Here is a 16,190-nt window from a genome sequence, read left to right as displayed (position 1 = left end):
AGTAGATCTAGAAAGAATAGCTGTAGTATATGATATAAAACGTAATAATTACGGTTTGTTGAGAGAGGAGTTCTATGGTCTTTGAAAGAATTAAAAAAGGTAGGACAGGACCTGACCGGTTTTTTCCTTTTTGTTTTGATCATTGGTTTATTTTTAACCGGTGAATTTATAAAAGGGTTTGAACCGGATGAATTTTTCAGCGGTTCTCTGGTCAATGTCATCACGATATTCTTAAGCATCCTATTAGAGGCCATTCCGTTTATCTTAATTGGTGTGTTTGCTTCTGCACTCATTCAGGTATTTGTTTCTGAGAGATTATTGCAAAGGCTGGTTCCAAAGCGGTACCCCTATCTTGCCCTTTTACCTGCCGTATTTGTAGGTGCCCTGCTTCCGGTTTGTGAGTGTGCGATTGTTCCGGTTGCCAGAAGATTAATCAAGAAAGGGATGCCGACACATCTCGCTATCGTCATAATGGTGACAGCTCCGATTTTGAATCCAATCGTCCTAATTTCAACCTACTATGCGTTCCAAAATAATCTTACCGTTGTCATAGGGAGAATGGGGCTAGCGTTCATCGCAGCACTGATCATTGGTGCATTATTGTACAAGCTGTTCGGAAAGCAGAATCCTCTAAAACAAAAAAGTCATGATCACGAGCACCATCATGACCATGAACACGACCATTCAAGCAATAAATTGATGCAAACACTTGTCCATGCCAGTGATGAATTTTTTGATATGGGGAAATTCTTAATCATCGGTGCCTTATTGGCAGCCGTGTTTCAAACGTATATTGATCGTGAAGCCATTGTGGCATTAGGCTCGAACGATTGGGCCGGACCTGGAGTCATGATGGGGTTTGCTTACATCATGTCCCTGTGTTCCGAAGCAGACGCCTTCGTTGCTTCTTCATTCGGTAATCTGTTTTCAACGACGTCCCTGCTCGCATTTCTTGTGTACGGTCCGATGATCGACTTCAAAAATACTTTATTGATGCTTGCCTATTTTAAAAAACGGTTTGTTCTATTATTTATAGGGGTTGTGACTGTGACCGTTTACGCTTGCGTAGTGATTTCTCAATTTGGGTGATAGGGAGGGAACATTAAGTGAATTCATCTGTTCGATTTCATACCTATATAAGGGGAATTATCTTACTAGGTTATGCATTACTCTTGCTTAAACTGTTTTTAACCTTCAATCTTCAATACTTAATTGCCCCGAAAATGAATGGGTATTTGTATTTTGCATTAGGAGTGTTTCTTTTACTGGGGGCCATTCAGGTCATTCGTGGAACATCCTCTAATACAAGAAGTCATTCTTGTGATTGTGAAGGTCATGAGCTGCCGAGGGGGGCAATGAAATCCTTCATGATATACACACTGTTTGTCTTCCCCGTCGTTCTTGGTTTCCTCCTGCCCGATAATGTGCTGGACAGTGCCGCCGCGGCAAAAAGAGGCGTAAAAATCGGGAATACGATGTTTTCCACTCCACCGGCGATTGGCGACCAATCGGAAAATACCGGAGAGCCAAAGCAAGATTCCAAGCAAGGTTTGCAGCCGACGCTGGATTCATTTAAAGACTTTCCGGTTGAGAAAGACTTCGACAAGCTCAAAGACATCGTCAATAGTAAAGAGAAAATCATCGTACGGGATGAACAGTATGTTCAAACGCTCAGTATAGTAGATGAGAAGCTCGATCAATATGTAGGAAAAGAAGTTCAACTGACAGGATTCATTTATAAAGATGAAGGATTCGAAGCAAATCAGGCCGTCATATCAAGGTATGCTGTTTCTTGTTGTGTGGCAGATGCGTCCGTTTACGGTTTATTGGTTCAGGATAAGGATATGTCAAATTTGGAACCTGATACGTGGGTGAATGTAAGTGGGATTATTGATGCCGTGGAGTTTAATGGTAGAACCATGCCGGTCATTATGAATCCCGTATTTGAAAAGGTCGATCAGCCAGAGAATCCGTATGTGGAAGAATTTTATATCAAGGTCGAATAGGCTTTGCTACTTTACAAAGGAAGAAAAACAGGATGGAACCCGGTTAGCGGTTCCTTCCTGTTTTTGTCTACTATTCTTCCAGATAGGTTTGCTTTGATTTCTTTGTACTGACTCCATAAAGCTCGAACATAATGCCATAAAGGAATACCGATAAAAAAATCGAGCTGGTCACATCGAGGACATAATGCTGTTTCACAAAAAGGGTTGAAAGGATGATCAGTGATCCCATCACCGGTACAAAAATAATGTGGAATAAATGCTTATCCTTAATATTGAAAATTCCGAGGATTACGGCAAAAGTCGTTAAAACATGGATGCTCGGAAACGCATTATAAGGCTGATCATGATTGTAGATCATCCGGACAAGGTCGGCAAACAATCCGTCACCCGCCACATCCGGGCGTGGTACCGTGGTCTGGAAATAAAAGTAGATAACGAAACAAATCAGCTCACCAATCACAATGATACCGAGAGTTTTCAGAAATGTCTGGACATCCTTATACCAAAAGTAAAAAAGGTATCCTAAAATAAAGGCGTACCATAATATATACGGCACAATGAAAACCGGCACGAATGGGATCCATTCATCAATGGTCGTTGATAGGACGACCGCTTCCCGGGCATCCGTATTCAATAGTGTATATAAATAACCTAATGCCGGCATCACCAGCAAACATAATAAATAGGGTAAGTCTTTTTTCTTAGCGCTCATATTACACCTCTTTTTACCTATACTCCATTCTGGATATTGTATGGGATATCTCTGTGTAAAGTTCTCAAGTATGTTACTCTTTTCCCTATAATAAGGGCGGGGAAACGTGAACTTTTTAACAAGTAACCGAATTTATTCCAATACAAAAAAACACCCTGTCGGAAATGTCGTATTCCCGGCAGGGCTTTATCCCCATTATACAGTATTATAGATGTCTTAAAAGCTCATCTGTAAAGATTTCCAAATACTTCTGGTCTTCTTCATCAAATCTTCCTTTTTCAGGGCTGTCGATGTCGAGAACTCCGATCAGTTTACCGTCTTTGACAAGAGGGATGACGATTTCGGATTGGGAGGCAGCGTCACAAGCGATGTGGCCAGGGAATTGATGGACATCTTCGATCCGCAGCGTCTTCTGATCACTTGCAGCCGTACCGCAAACACCTCTTCCTATAGGAATCCTTACACATGCAGGCAGTCCCTGAAAAGGTCCGAGTACCAATTGATTGCTTTCTTCTTCAACTAAATAAAAGCCAACCCAGTTGATGCGGTCCAGGAATTGGTTCAGTAAGGCGGAAGCATTGCTTAAATTCGCAATCTGATTCTGTTCACCTTCCAATAAAGCCTTCAATTGTTTCGTGACAAGACCAAAGCCCTGTTCCTTTGTACCTTGATATTTTTCTACTTGAAACATCAACAACTCCCCCAATTCTACATAATATGCGTTATTTCATGTTTGGATGATCCCATAAGGCTTCCTTGCAACAAATACTGTCGAGAAATACTTAAAGGAAATCCATCGTAAAACACGAATTCTTTGAGTAAACAAACTATAATAGAAACATCTATTGAACCATTTTTAGCATATTTCTTTATAACCTTCAATGATTTCGTTTTTTTCTGAGAAGTTTTTATAAATTGATCCTCGCCACTGTTTTTTTCATTCGCCTAATATACAGGAAAGAAGGGGAAATATGAAAAAACTTGATACTTCCAAGTCGACGAAAGAGTGCATTTTCAAAGCGGCTGTCTACCTGTTTTATGATCATGGGTTCGATGGGACGTCCGTCAGGGATATTGCAAAGCGGGCGGGTGTGAATCCAGCAACGATCTCCTATTACTTCAAAGGCAAGCAGGGAGTATTGGAAGCGTGCTTCACCCATTTCTTTGAACCGTACCTGCGTTTTCTTCAGGAAGAGGTGGAGGCGTTGAATTATGTCAGTGCCGACCTATGCTTGAAGCGGGCAGTCTATAAAATATTGAAATTCCAGAGCGATAATCATCAATTATCCCGATTCATCTGGAGGGAAGTATCCATCGATTCCCAGGTGGTCCGGGAAATCATTTCCTCTTATTTAATGAAAGAAAGGCATTATATGAAACGGTTATTCGAACAGGGGATGAGGGACCACGCCTTGAAAAAACAGCCCGTCAGCTTCCTCGTCATCCAGCTCAAGTCCATGCTGACGATGCCGTTCCTTCACAGTCAGCAATTAAGGGAAGTGTGGCAGATGTTCCCTCAAGAATACTACTTCATTGATCAATATTATAAAAACATTGATCAGTGGATCGATCTCTTACTCGTTTCAGAAGCGAAAGAGGTCCTGAAAAAAGAGCTGATCATCTGAAAGAAAGACCTCTTCTCCGATTGAAGAAGAGGTCTTTCCTTTTATTTCATCAAGGCTCTTCCCTGATCCAGTCCGTCAGCCGTATGGGCATCAGATCCATAGACGATTTTGATTCCCAACGCGCGCGCCTGTTTGATGATATACGGCGGTGGATAGGATTCCCCGCAATACGGTTTCACGAATCCGGCCCCGTTATAGTCAAGCTCCAAATCCCTTGCGGCCATTTCCTGAAGGATGAGGGAAAGATCATCCGAAAACGACTGGGAAGCAGGAAACAGCTGCTGAAATTTCTTTACAAGAGTGATGTGACCGATACGTTTCGGCTTATGGGAGCCCAGGTCTGCCCGGATCGATTGAAGTACCGTCTTATAATACCACTTATAGATCTCATCAACCGACCCATAATAACTCATCATGGATTCGAACACATCGGGGCTGAAATCAAGACAATCCCACTTGCCACGGTGCTGTAAAAAATGAACAGAAAGAATGCTGTCATCCATCCGCGGCCCGTAGGTCGAAAGGAAGTCTTCCGTCTCTTTCTCAAACCCTTCAATATAATCAACCTCAAGTCCGGATCGGATCGTGATCTTGTCCTTATATTTCTCCTTCAAGCTGTCAAGTGTATCAAAATAGTCTTTAATCCGAGAAGGATCCATTCCACTGTCCTGATCAGGCGTCGTATCCCTGAACCCGACCGGCAGCGGAGCATGCTCCGTAAACGTTATCGCACTATAATTTAAAGAAATCGCCCTCTCCACATACATCTCAAAAGAATCCCCACTGCCATGCGGACAAAAAGGCGTATGCACATGCCCATCGACCTTAATCATCAGACTTCACACCCTTGTTAAAATAATCATTTGTGCTGTTTGATTGAATATGATAGAGATCTTGCAAATTTGATAGGGAAATAAGCGCTATGGGAATAGATTACCCCCGATTAGAAAAATGAATTGAAACTAAATAAGTTGATTGAAGCGGAAGGTGCTCGACTCCTGCGGGAAACAACGAAAAGCGGAGGCGGCTTGATCAGCCCCGACAAGCATAAGATGAATGGGCCTAAGAAGGCGCTTTTTGCCTTCTTGGACCATTTAGCTTATGACCTCGAGGGGCTAGCCGCCGGAGCTGGACAAGGGTAGGACACCGCTTGCCGCCGAGGAGGCTCACCGCCAGCCCCGCGGAAAGCGAGCACCTGCAGCGGAAATCAACCAGCAGTCACTCATCCAAACGGTTCAAAACAACTAGCCAAATCAGCACCAAACCCAATAATCATACCCATTTCCCCTCAAATTTGCTAAAATTGACTTTTATCACTAAAAAATCAGAAATTAATAGTCAAAAAATGTCGTTAACATGGTATCATTATAGCAATGACAAATTATTAATGAAACATTCACATTCATATAGATGTCTACTGAATAGTTGAACAGGGGGCTTAAGATGCAATACGTCATCGCTGGAATAATACTTATCTTAATCGTATTCCTAATCGGATTTATCTCTAGAAAGAAATATTACGCCGAAATCGATCGGTATGAAGCCTGGAAAATCGATATCATGAACAAACCGGTTTCAGACGAACTTTCCAGGGTGAAGCAACTGAATATGACAGGTCAGACGGAAGAATTGTTTGACGGCTGGAGACAGGGATGGGATGAGATTGTTGCGGTGCAGCTTCCTGATGTTGAAGAACTACTATTCGATGCAGAAGAGTACACCGATAAATTTCGCTTTAATAAAACGAAAGCTGTCCTATCCAGAATCGATCAGGTTCTCACCGAAACTGAAAAGAAGATCGAACAGATTCTGAGCGAATTAAATGAACTGGTCGGCAGTGAAGAGAAGAACCGCGAAGAAATCCTGGCTCTTCAAGAAGAATTCCGAAACAGTAAGAAACAATTGCTCGCCTATCGCCATACATACGGTCAAACGGCAAAGCACATAGAAGCGGTCCTTGATAAGCTTTCTGAACAAATCAAACAGTTCAATGAGCTCACGGAGCAGGGGAATTATCTGGATGCAAGGGAGATCGTGCTTAGTCTTGCAGAGGAAATGAAAGATATTGCCTATAAGATGGAAACGGTGCCGAAACTGATCGCCGATTTTGAAAACGTATTGCCCTCCCAATTGTCCGAGCTTGAGGCAGGATATGTCGAGATGAAGGGGCAGGGATACACCCTTGATCATATTGAAGTGGACAAAGAAGTGGCCTCATTGAAGGAAACCCTGCAACACTTTAATAAAAATCTTGAGGAGCTAAAGGTCGAGGAAGTGGAAGAAGGCATACAGGAAATAAAAGTGAAGGTCGAGAACCTTTACGATTTATTGGAAAAAGAAGTTCATGCCAAACATTTTGTAGAGCAGTATAGAGATCAAACGACGGAAGGGCTCATCAAAGCAAAGGAAGATAATGATGACATTCAGTCGGAAGTAAGTATCGTGAAACAAGGCTACCATCTTCATGATGCGGATCTTAGTACTCCGAGCGAGATTGATAAGAAGATCATCCAGCTTTCAAAACGACATGAAATGCTGATGCACAAGGAAGAAACCAGTGCGACGGCTTTCTCGAATTTAAGTGATGAGTTGAAAGAAATCAGAAGTGGACTGGAAGAACTGAATCACCAGCAAAGTGAGTTCTCCGTCTATCTGCAGAACCTTCGTAAAGATGAATTGGCTACAAGGGAAAAAATCCAGGAGCTTAAGAAAAAGGTGGCTGAAGCAAGCCGGATGATTTCAAAAAGCAATGTACCGGGATTACCCCCTGGTTACAAGGATCTTCTTGATGAAGTCCACCGAAAGATTGAACAAGTGAATGCGAGCTTAACGGAAAAGCCTTTAAACATGAAGTTCATCCAGGAAACATTATTGGATGCTGAGGATACGGTCGACCATTTCTATACGAAAACGGGAGACCTGATCGAGAATGTTCTCTTATCCGAGAAGATCATTCAATATGGAAATCGCTACCGCAGCAAATACAGCACGGTACGGGAAGGTCTTCAGACGGCTGAAGAAGCCTTCCGTCAATATGATTACCGCAGAGCGTTGGAAGAAGCGGCCACAACCATCGAGAAGGTGGAGCCGGGCGCACTGAAGAAAATCGAAAAAATGATGGATCTTGAAGAAAGATCATAATAAAAAGGACTGATGTAGAGGTTTTAATCTGCATCAGTCCTTTTTTCATGGGATGGCTTCAATTCGCTTCGATCGTCCGTTTGGTTTGTCCTGCGAATAAGGCAATGACGAACCCGATGATGGCACCGATCATAGCCGGGAGGAGCCAGCCGATTCCTTGAGTATAAAATGGAAGGAATTCAAGTGATTGGCTGACGGCCGTCACGTCAACGCCGGCTGTCTTGATACCATCGATCAAACTGATGAGACCCGTTGGAATCAATGCCCCTACATAGACAAGGGAGTAACCGTTAAATCCATTATGCATGAATGATAGAAGAATCAGTACAATCGCCAATGGATAAATGAATATTAGAACAGGTAAAGATACTGCGATCAACTGGGTCAATCCGATATTGGCGATGATCATGCTGAATAGAGAAATGATGATCACCAATTTAGGATAGGATACCGGCAGAATCTTTGCGAAAAATTGTGAGCATGCCGACACAAGTCCGACTGATGTCGTAATGCACGCAAACGTAATCGCAAGTCCGAGGATGATTGTCCCCATTGAACCGAATAAATGGCTCGCAGCGGCTGAAAGGATCGCTCCACCATTTGCCTGCACGCCGATGGAATCCGTGCTGCTTGCACCGATATAGCTTAAAGATAAGTACACAAGTGCAAGTCCTGCTGCCGCAATGAATCCGGCAATGATCGTAATGCGGGTCAGGCTGGCCTTACTGGTGATACCGCGGTCTTTAATGGAATTGATGACGACAATCCCGAACACTAAAGCAGCGATCGTATCCATTGTCAGGTATCCTTCAATGAATCCCTTGAATAATGGCCCATCCTGATAGGCTTCATGCGGAGAACCGAATTCTCCCATTGGACTGATGATACTTTTGACCACTAAGATCGTAAGGATTACGATAAGGGAAGGTGTCAATATCTTCCCGATCCGGTCCACAAGCTTTGACGGATTCATCGCAAGCCACGCCGTCAACCCAAAGAAGATAATCGTATAAATCAGTAGAGGAACTCCATATTTCGCTGTTTCTTCAGGTAAAAATGGGATGACCCCGATTTCATAGGCGACGGTTCCGGTCCGTGGTATTCCGAAGAAGGGCCCGATAGCCAGATACATCACAATCGTAAAGATTAGTCCGAATAATGGATGTACCCGGTTTGCAAGTGTCTGAAGATCCCCTCCGGATTTCGCAATGGCGATGACACCCAGTAAAGGAAGTCCCACTCCTGTAATAAGAAAGCCGACGATACCGGTCCAGACATGTTCTCCGGCCTGCTGCCCCAGGAATGGCGGGAAAATCATATTTCCTGCTCCAAGAAAAAGAGCGAAGAGCATTAATCCAATCGTCAAGATTTGACTGAATGATAGCGCTTTCTCGTTCATATATATCCCTCCGTTTGTAATCGTTATCATAAGCAGAAAATATCTTATCATAAGTTTGTAGAAAAATGTCGAAAAACTAAATAGTCTTACAATTTAGTATATTTAAATAACTTTGGTTTCTGTTACCTTTTAGATTCTCGCAAAAATTCTGTCAGTTTTCAATAATAATTTTTGGAAAATGAAAAAATATTTGTGAATGATTTTCTAAATCGCTTTTTTACTATAATTTATTCTCACACCAAAATGAATTTCATTTGGGATGGGCAGGATTTATGGTAAGATTAATGATTGAGTATAAAAGCGTCATGTAAAAGAAGGTGTAAACTTTGATCTATTTTGATAATAGTGCAACAACCAAGCCATATAAGGAAGTGCTGGACACATTCCTGAAAGTAAATGAAAGCTATTATGCCAATCCATCGTCCATCCATTCGTTCGGTGGCCAGGTGGAGAAATTAGTTCAACAATCCAGGGAGCAGATCGCTTCTCTATTAAGGATAAAGACAAAAGAGGTATTCTTTACCTCTGGCGGGACTGAATCAAATAATCTGGCGATAAAAGGAACCGCTCTGCAATACGGTAACAGAGGGAAGCACATCATTACGACTAAAGTTGAGCATCCTTCCGTCATCAATGCCTTTAAGCAGTTAGAATCGTTTGGTTACACAGCTACGTACCTCGACGTGGATGCAGAAGGCAAGGTCCGTCCCTCAGAATTGAAAGAGGCGATTCAGGATGACACAATCCTTGTTTCGGTGATGCAGGTGAATAATGAGATCGGGAGCATCCAGCCCATCAGGGAAATCGCTGAGATCCTGAAAGATTATCCAAGAATCATCTTTCATGTCGATGCTGTACAGGCCTGCGGGAAGGTCCCCCTTATTCTCGACGAAAAGCTCATCGATTTATGCAGCCTGTCCGCCCATAAAATTCATGGAATCAAAGGAACCGGCATGCTATATGTGAGGGACGGACTTGAGATTTCGCCTATCCTGTCAGGTGGCGAGCAGGAGGGGAACCTGCGAAGCGGCACGGAAAACACCGGCGGAATCGTATCCTTCGCGAAGGCACTCCGAATGCATATGGAAGAAAGCGAACAGAAGTTGGTTATAATGGAAGAAAACCAACAATTCCTGAGGGGAGAGTTGGAGAAAATCCAAGGTGTGACGGTTCACACACCGGTACGGAATCATGCCCCGCATATCCTGAATTTTTCAGTGGCGGATTTTAGAGGGGAAGTACTCATACACGCCCTCGATCGGCATGAAGTGTACGTATCGACGACAAGCGCTTGTTCATCCAAGCAAAGCAAGCCCAGTCAGACCCTCTTATCCATGGGTGTAGCGGACAACCTTGCTGGCAATTCGATCCGGATCAGCCTATCATTCCATAACACGATGAAAGAATGCAAAGAATTCATTGAACTACTAAAAAAAGAAATCGAAATCTTACAACATACAATGAGGAGATCAAGATGAAATATAATCGCATACTCGTACGATACGGTGAAATTTCTACCAAAGGAAGAAACCGAAAGATGTTCACAGCCAAGCTCCGTGAAAATATCCTGCACACGCTGAAGGATTTCACGACGATTTCCGTTGCGGCGAGCCGGGATCGCCTCCACATCCAATTGGGAGACGAAAACGCAGAGGAAATCATCCCGAGACTTGAAAAAATCTTCGGGATCCAATCATTCAGTCCTGTCGTCAAAGTCCCTCAAAATATGGAGGACATCATGAAAGCCGGACTTGCTCTCGTCGAAAAGAGCTTTTCCCCTGGCAAAACCTTTAAAGTGGCTGCCAGAAGAGCGGATAAAAAGTTTGAACTCGACACGAATGAATTAAATTATGAAGTAGGGTCCTATATCCTCCGTAATTTGGACGGATTAAAGGTCGATGTAAAGAATCCCGATATTCAACTGAATGTGGAAGTAAGAAAAGAAGGCGTATATCTTTCTTCTGAAATTTATCAAGGGTCCACCGGGATGCCGGTCGGGGCGAGCGGGAAGGCGATGCTCATGCTTTCAGGCGGAATCGACAGTCCCGTCGCCGGATATCTGACGATGAAAAGAGGGGTGGAGATCGAAGCCGTCCACTTTCACAGCCCTCCGTTTACAAGTGAACGGGCGAAGCAAAAGGTAATCGACCTTTCAAAAAAGCTCTCTGCCTTCAGCGGAAAAGTGAAGCTTCACATTGTCCCATTTACGAAAGTGCAGCAAACGATCCATGATCAGGTTCCTGAAAATTATACGATGACGTCAACACGACGGATGATGCTCAGGATCGCGGATCAAATCCGTGAGAAGAACGAAGGACTGGCACTCATAACCGGGGAAAGCCTCGGCCAGGTGGCGAGTCAGACGTTAGAAAGCATGCAGGCGATAAACGACGTGACGAACACACCGGTGTTAAGACCTCTCATCGCCATGGACAAGCTTGAAATCATCGACATCGCCCAGAAGATCGATACCCATGACATTTCGATTCTACCTTACGAAGATTGCTGTACGATATTCACACCGCCTGCACCGAAAACAAGACCTAAAAAAGAAAAAGTGGAGTACTATGAAAGCTTCGTTGATTTCGAAATCCTCCTTAAAGAAGCGGTGGATGGTACAGAAACGATGACAATTGACGGTTCTACAGGATCAAATGTAGAAAAAACATTTGACGAATTACTTTAAAAATTTAGGATAATTTACCAAATAAAATAACTGTATGAAGCCATGTGTTTTGACACAATCTATATTCAACAAGGAGGTGAAAACACATGGCAAACAACAGTTCAAATCAATTAGTAGCTCCAGGAGCTCAACAAGCAATCGACCAAATGAAATACGAAATCGCTTCTGAATTCGGAGTTCAACTTGGTCCAGATGCAACAGCACGCGCTAACGGTTCTGTAGGTGGTGAAATCACTAAACGTTTAGTTCAAATGGCTGAACAACAAATCGGTGGCGGATACTCAAAATAATTAAATACAATGGCTACAAGGAGCGGGATTCCCCGCTCCTTTTCTATTTGTATAAAAAAGTAGGCTGTTTTTCGAAATTCAAGAAGCGAGTGCTGGTTGATTTCCGCTGCAGGTGCTCGCTTTCCGCGGTGCTGGCGGTGAGCCTCCTCGGGCTAAAGCCCTGCGGGGGCTCACCTGTCTAGCTACGGCGGCAAGCCCCTCGAGGTCATAAGCTAAATGGTCCAAGAAGGCAAAATAAACGCCTTCTCGGCCCATTCATCTTATGCTTGTCGGGTCTGGGCGAGCCGCCTCCGCTTTTCGTACTGTCCAGCATTTTCCGCAGGAGTTGAGCACCTTCCGCTTCAATCAACTTTCAAAGCTTATTCTTAAATTCATTCGCAATCAGGTTCTAGTGGATAAGAGTGATTATATATTGCAACTAGCACTTCTTTTTTTATTTTTATTCCATTTAAGTCTGGCTGTCCCCCTATAGTAATGGCTCCAGTAACAGAGCATTTGAAAATGATACTCTGTGTAAATTAACTAAAAATTTTGTAATCTTCTTTTCAGGTGTAGGCGGATTATAAATCAATAAACCTTATCCAGGTAATATCTATATTTGAATTATGTTCTAAAATCCGGATAAACACGTTCTTTTTAAAAACAAAAATAAAGTATTTTTTGCAGTTTCTAGCTATTGATTGGAGTGCAAGACGAAGACTCCTGCGGGAAAAGCGGAATAGGTAAGACCCCGCAGGAGCGTAAGCGACGAGGAGGCTTGCCTTCCGCCCCGAGGAAAGCGAAGTCTTGCACGGAAATCAATAGCGGTGTAACAAGTGATCCTAAAAATTATTTTATAGGATTGATCGTATTTAGTAGTGTTTGTCGAATAACCTCACATATTGACGTTGATAGGATATAACCAAATAATTTAAAAAATTTAAATTATTTTGTATAATAGAGAAGAATCGACAAACAAGGGGGAGTCATAAGTGAAGAGGGAAGAATTGATCGCACCGGAAAAGTACAATTTGGTGGAAGAAGTAGAGAAGTTTGCAAGTGATGGAGAGAAGCTTGCCATCAAGTGGGAAAATGAAGAAGGTAAAAAAGAAGACATTACATACAAACAATTATTGAAAAATGTAAATAAAATTGGAAACGTTTTCTCTGGGAAGGGACTTGAAAAGGGTGACGTCATCCTTGTCATGGTTCCCCGCTTAATTGAGGCATATGCTGTTTATCTTGCAGCACTGAAATCCGGGCTTGTCGTGATTCCAAGCTCTGAGATGCTGCGCACGAAGGATCTCGAGTACCGGATCGATCATGGGGATGTAAAAGGGATTGTAGCGTATTCTCCATTCGTCGAGCAGTTTGAAAACGTAAGGGGCATGGAGAATCTCAAGAAGTTCGTCGTAGGTGACAAGCAGGACGGCTGGATTGCCATTGAAGAAGAGATGAAATCCGTTCCAGAACTCCTGGCATTCGCTGATACGAAACGGGACGATATGGCCTTCCTCTCCTACACGTCTGGAACGACGGGAAATCCAAAGGGGGTTGTCCATACCCACGGCTGGGCATATGCTCACCTGAAAACGGCGGCACGTGAATGGTTATGCATCGAAGAAGGAGATACGGTGTGGGCAACGGCAGGCCCGGGCTGGCAAAAGTGGATCTGGAGTCCGTTCCTTTCTGTCCTCGGTTCCGGTGCCACTGGTCTAGTGTATCAAGGGAAATTCGAACCGAACAAATATCTTCAGATGCTTGAGGACAACCATGTCAACGTCCTGTGCTGTACGCCTACAGAGTATCGCCTGATGGCCAAAGTGGATAACCTGGGAACATATAAGCTCGATCACCTGCACAGCGCCGTGTCGGCTGGAGAGCCGCTTAACAGGGAAGTCATCGATGCCTTCAAGAGGCACTTCGAGATCGAAGTCCGTGACGGCTATGGTCAAACGGAGAATACCCTCCTTGTCGGAATCATGAAAGGGATGGAACTGAAACCGGGATCCATGGGGAAACCGACCCCTGGAAACAGGGTGGAAATCATCAATGATGAAGGCTACCCTTGTGAAGTTGGCGAAGTTGGAGACATCGCGGTTCACGTAGAAACGCCTGCCCTGTTCAAAAATTATTATAAAGATCCCGAACGGACGGCCATGCAGTTCAGGGGAGATTACTATATTACCGGAGACAAAGCGAAGAAGGATGAAGACGGATACTTCTGGTTTGAAGGCCGCGGGGACGATATCATCATCAGCTCAGGTTATACGATAGGACCTTTCGAAGTGGAAGATGCCCTCGTGAAGCATCCATCGGTTCAGGAATGTGCCGTCGTAGGAAGCCCCGATGAAGTAAGGGGACTGATCGTAAAGGCATTTGTCGTCTTACGTGAAGATGTGGATCAGGGTGATCCCGAGCTGATTCCTTCCCTTCAACAGCATGTGAAAGACTTAACGGCCCCTTACAAATATCCGCGTAAGATTGAATTTGTGAAGGAACTGCCGAAAACAACGTCAGGAAAAATCAGAAGAATCGAATTGAGACAAAAAGAATTGAGTTCAGTGAAAAATGGATAGTGAATGGGGGGCCATCAAGGCTCTCTATTTTTTATGGTTTTTATCATTTCAGAATCTTCCTATAATATGATACATTTGAGAAATAGACTTTTAGGAAAGAAGGCAATGCATCATGGGAACTTTATGGAGAAACGGCACCATCTATACAATGCAACAAGAAGGACATCATGTTGAGGCGGTTTTTACAGAGAATGGCCTGATCAAAGGATTGGGCACAACGGATGAATTAGAGCAGAAGTTCACGATTGATTCAGTAGTGGATCTAGAGCAGAAGGTAATGTTCCCGGGGTTTGTCGACAGTCACATGCATCTCATAGGTCACGGCGAGACGCTGATGAGACTCGATCTTTCCAGTATGAACAGCAAGCGTGAAGTGCTGGATGCCATCAAGGAAAAAGCCAAAGGCGTCGAAGAAGGAAAATGGATCATCGGGGAAGGCTGGAATGAGAATCTATGGAGTGATGCGGCGGTTTTGACCAAACAGGAAATCGATGCAGTCGTTCCGAACCATCCTGTGCTTCTAAAACGGATCTGCCGACATGCCATGGTGGTGAATTCACTTGCCTTCAAACATGCAGGCATCGACGAGAACTCCCCGAATCCTGCAGGCGGCTTGATTGAACGTGACGATAATGGCGAATTGAATGGTTTATTAAAGGATAAGGCACAGGATCTCATGGTCGATGCCCTGCCTGCCATTTCCTCGGAGTATCTCGTCGAAGCCCTGACCAAAGGGATCGAAAGCTGCTGGGAGCACGGGTTGGTTGGCGGTCATACAGAAGACCTGAGCTATTACGGAAACTTCAAGAAAACATACAATGCATTCCTTAAGGCCATCAACGAAGGCAAAAGAAAATTCAGGGCACATCTTCTCGTCCATCATGAAGTGATTGAAGATTGGAAGGAAGATGGCAATCAGTTCCTGAGCGGAAATGACTTCATTGAGTTCGGCGCCATGAAAATTTTCGCGGATGGTGCATTGGGCGGGAGGACGGCACTCTTAAGCTATCCGTATGCCGATGATCCAAGCACGACGGGAGTCAGCATCCATACGAACGAACGGCTTCTGGAACTTGTGAAGAAGGCAAGAAAATATGAACTGCCGATCGCCGTCCATACGATCGGGGATCAGGCATTTGAAAATGTCGTCGACAGCATTTTGGAGGCACCAACCCTTCATGGGAGACGGGACCGGCTCATCCATGCCCAGATCCTCCGTAAAGAACTGATCGAGAAGATCAAAGGACTGCCCCTCATCCTGGATATTCAACCAAGATTCGTGGCATCGGATTTCCCATGGGTCGTTGAACGGCTCGGAAAAGAAAACATGAAGTACAACTATGCGTGGAAAACTCTTCTTGACGAAGGCATCCCGTGTGCAGGCGGCTCGGATGCCCCGATCGAACCGATCAATCCACTTTGGGGGATCCATGCGGCCGTAACCCGGACCAACCCGATGGATCCCGACAAGACCGTGTATCGTCCGGAAGAAAAACTGACGATGTATGAAGCCGTATCCCTCTTCACAAAGGGGAGCGCGTATGCCTGTCACCATGAAGAGGATCGAGGAGAGATCCGTGAAGGGTACACAGCAGACTTCACCGTCTTGGATATCGATCCATTCAACGTCGAAACGGACCAAATACTTGGCAAAGTCGTCGATATGACCATCGTTGACGAGACCATCGTCTATAAAAAAAATAAATAATCATTGCCCCCAAAACTGTTCACCGATATAATGGAGATATTTCGGAAATAGAAATAGTTTTGGGG

The 16,190-nt window shown here is 44.1% G+C and carries 14 protein-coding genes; 10 read left to right on the top strand and 4 right to left on the bottom strand.

Translation table 11 applies throughout. The annotated features are described in order from the left end of the window. The first annotated feature begins 81 nt into the window (after positions 1-81). Positions 82-1,089, top strand: coding sequence for a permease (locus NQ095_RS21165; RefSeq protein ID WP_258265350.1), 1,008 nt, complete (start codon positions 82-84; stop codon positions 1,087-1,089). Between the two features lie 17 nt (positions 1,090-1,106). After that, positions 1,107-2,006: a TIGR03943 family putative permease subunit gene (locus tag NQ095_RS21160; protein WP_258265349.1), complete on the top strand. Its 900-nt coding sequence runs from the start codon at positions 1,107-1,109 to the stop codon at positions 2,004-2,006. 70 nt (positions 2,007-2,076) lie between these two features. On the opposite strand, the gene NQ095_RS21155 is transcribed toward NQ095_RS21160, so the two are convergent. Together NQ095_RS21155 and NQ095_RS21150 are read right to left on the bottom strand one after the other, a co-directional pair. Next, entirely contained in the window at positions 2,077-2,718 is a 642-nt protein-coding gene (locus NQ095_RS21155) for a phosphatase PAP2 family protein (protein ID WP_258265348.1), read from the bottom strand. 205 nt (positions 2,719-2,923) lie between these two features. Further along, positions 2,924-3,409 carry a GAF domain-containing protein gene (locus NQ095_RS21150; protein ID WP_258265347.1) on the bottom strand — a complete coding sequence of 162 codons (486 nt, stop codon included), beginning with the start codon at positions 3,407-3,409 and terminating at the stop codon, positions 2,924-2,926. Positions 3,410-3,689: 280 nt separating this feature from the next. Between NQ095_RS21150 and refZ the strand changes: the two genes are divergently transcribed. Then, the gene (gene refZ, locus NQ095_RS21145) at positions 3,690-4,343 is read left to right on the top strand and encodes a forespore capture DNA-binding protein RefZ (protein WP_258265346.1); all 654 of its coding nucleotides are present in this window, start codon (positions 3,690-3,692) and stop codon (positions 4,341-4,343) included. A 41-nt stretch (positions 4,344-4,384) separates the two neighbouring features. On the opposite strand, the gene hisJ is transcribed toward refZ, so the two are convergent. Beyond that, positions 4,385-5,173, bottom strand: a complete 789-nt coding sequence (gene hisJ, locus NQ095_RS21140) for a histidinol-phosphatase HisJ (RefSeq protein WP_258265374.1) — start codon at positions 5,171-5,173, stop codon at positions 4,385-4,387. 126 nt (positions 5,174-5,299) lie between these two features. Here hisJ and NQ095_RS21135 point away from each other — a divergent pair, with 126 nt between their 5' ends. Then, entirely contained in the window at positions 5,300-5,485 is a 186-nt protein-coding gene (locus NQ095_RS21135) for a hypothetical protein (RefSeq protein WP_258265345.1), read from the top strand. Positions 5,486-5,786: 301 nt separating this feature from the next. Then, the gene (gene ezrA, locus NQ095_RS21130) at positions 5,787-7,484 is read left to right on the top strand and encodes a septation ring formation regulator EzrA (RefSeq protein ID WP_258265344.1); all 1,698 of its coding nucleotides are present in this window, start codon (positions 5,787-5,789) and stop codon (positions 7,482-7,484) included. Between the two features lie 58 nt (positions 7,485-7,542). On the opposite strand, the gene brnQ is transcribed toward ezrA, so the two are convergent. Then, entirely contained in the window at positions 7,543-8,883 is a 1,341-nt protein-coding gene (gene brnQ / locus NQ095_RS21125; RefSeq protein WP_258265343.1) for a branched-chain amino acid transport system II carrier protein, read from the bottom strand. Positions 8,884-9,209: 326 nt separating this feature from the next. Between brnQ and NQ095_RS21120 the strand changes: the two genes are divergently transcribed. The 5 genes from NQ095_RS21120 to NQ095_RS21100 all read left to right on the top strand — a co-directional run bounded on the left by NQ095_RS21120 (position 9,210) and on the right by NQ095_RS21100 (position 16,125). Then, a complete protein-coding gene (locus tag NQ095_RS21120) occupies positions 9,210-10,361 on the top strand; it encodes a cysteine desulfurase family protein (RefSeq protein WP_258265342.1) in 1,152 nt (383 codons plus the stop codon). Beyond that, positions 10,358-11,569, top strand: a complete 1,212-nt coding sequence (thiI, locus tag NQ095_RS21115; protein WP_258265341.1) for a tRNA uracil 4-sulfurtransferase ThiI — start codon at positions 10,358-10,360, stop codon at positions 11,567-11,569. Before NQ095_RS21120 ends, thiI begins: the two co-directional genes overlap by 4 nt. Before the next feature lie 86 nt (positions 11,570-11,655). Then, positions 11,656-11,859 carry an alpha/beta-type small acid-soluble spore protein gene (locus NQ095_RS21110; protein WP_034765764.1) on the top strand — a complete coding sequence of 68 codons (204 nt, stop codon included), beginning with the start codon at positions 11,656-11,658 and terminating at the stop codon, positions 11,857-11,859. A 971-nt stretch (positions 11,860-12,830) separates the two neighbouring features. Next, a complete protein-coding gene (gene mbcS, locus NQ095_RS21105; RefSeq protein ID WP_258265340.1) occupies positions 12,831-14,417 on the top strand; it encodes an acyl-CoA synthetase MbcS in 1,587 nt (528 codons plus the stop codon). Positions 14,418-14,529: 112 nt separating this feature from the next. Continuing rightward, positions 14,530-16,125 (top strand): amidohydrolase, encoded by a 1,596-nt coding sequence (locus NQ095_RS21100; RefSeq protein ID WP_258265339.1) that lies wholly within the window; start codon positions 14,530-14,532, stop codon positions 16,123-16,125. The last annotated feature ends 65 nt before the right edge of the window (positions 16,126-16,190 follow it).

The sequence above is a fragment of the Rossellomorea sp. SC111 genome (genome assembly GCF_024733565.1).
In the GTDB taxonomy this organism is placed as follows: Bacteria; Bacillota; Bacilli; order Bacillales; family Bacillaceae_B; genus Rossellomorea.
Note: the sequence above shows the minus strand (reverse complement) of the source record. Positions and strands in the feature narration are given on the sequence as shown.

Bases quoted from the DNA above. Each gene is read 5' to 3' on its own strand.
- NQ095_RS21155 (WP_258265348.1), bottom strand. From the start codon at position 2,718: ATGAGCGCTAAGAAAAAAGACTTACCCTATTTATTATGTTTGCTGGTG.
- NQ095_RS21150 (WP_258265347.1), bottom strand. From the start codon at position 3,409: ATGTTTCAAGTAGAAAAATATCAAGGTACAAAGGAACAGGGCTTTGGT.
- refZ (WP_258265346.1), top strand. From the start codon at position 3,690: ATGAAAAAACTTGATACTTCCAAGTCGACGAAAGAGTGCATTTTCAAA.
- ezrA (WP_258265344.1), top strand. From the start codon at position 5,787: ATGCAATACGTCATCGCTGGAATAATACTTATCTTAATCGTATTCCTA.
- brnQ (WP_258265343.1), bottom strand. From the start codon at position 8,883: ATGAACGAGAAAGCGCTATCATTCAGTCAAATCTTGACGATTGGATTA.
- thiI (WP_258265341.1), top strand. From the start codon at position 10,358: ATGAAATATAATCGCATACTCGTACGATACGGTGAAATTTCTACCAAA.
- NQ095_RS21110 (WP_034765764.1), top strand. From the start codon at position 11,656: ATGGCAAACAACAGTTCAAATCAATTAGTAGCTCCAGGAGCTCAACAA.
- NQ095_RS21100 (WP_258265339.1), top strand. From the start codon at position 14,530: ATGGGAACTTTATGGAGAAACGGCACCATCTATACAATGCAACAAGAA.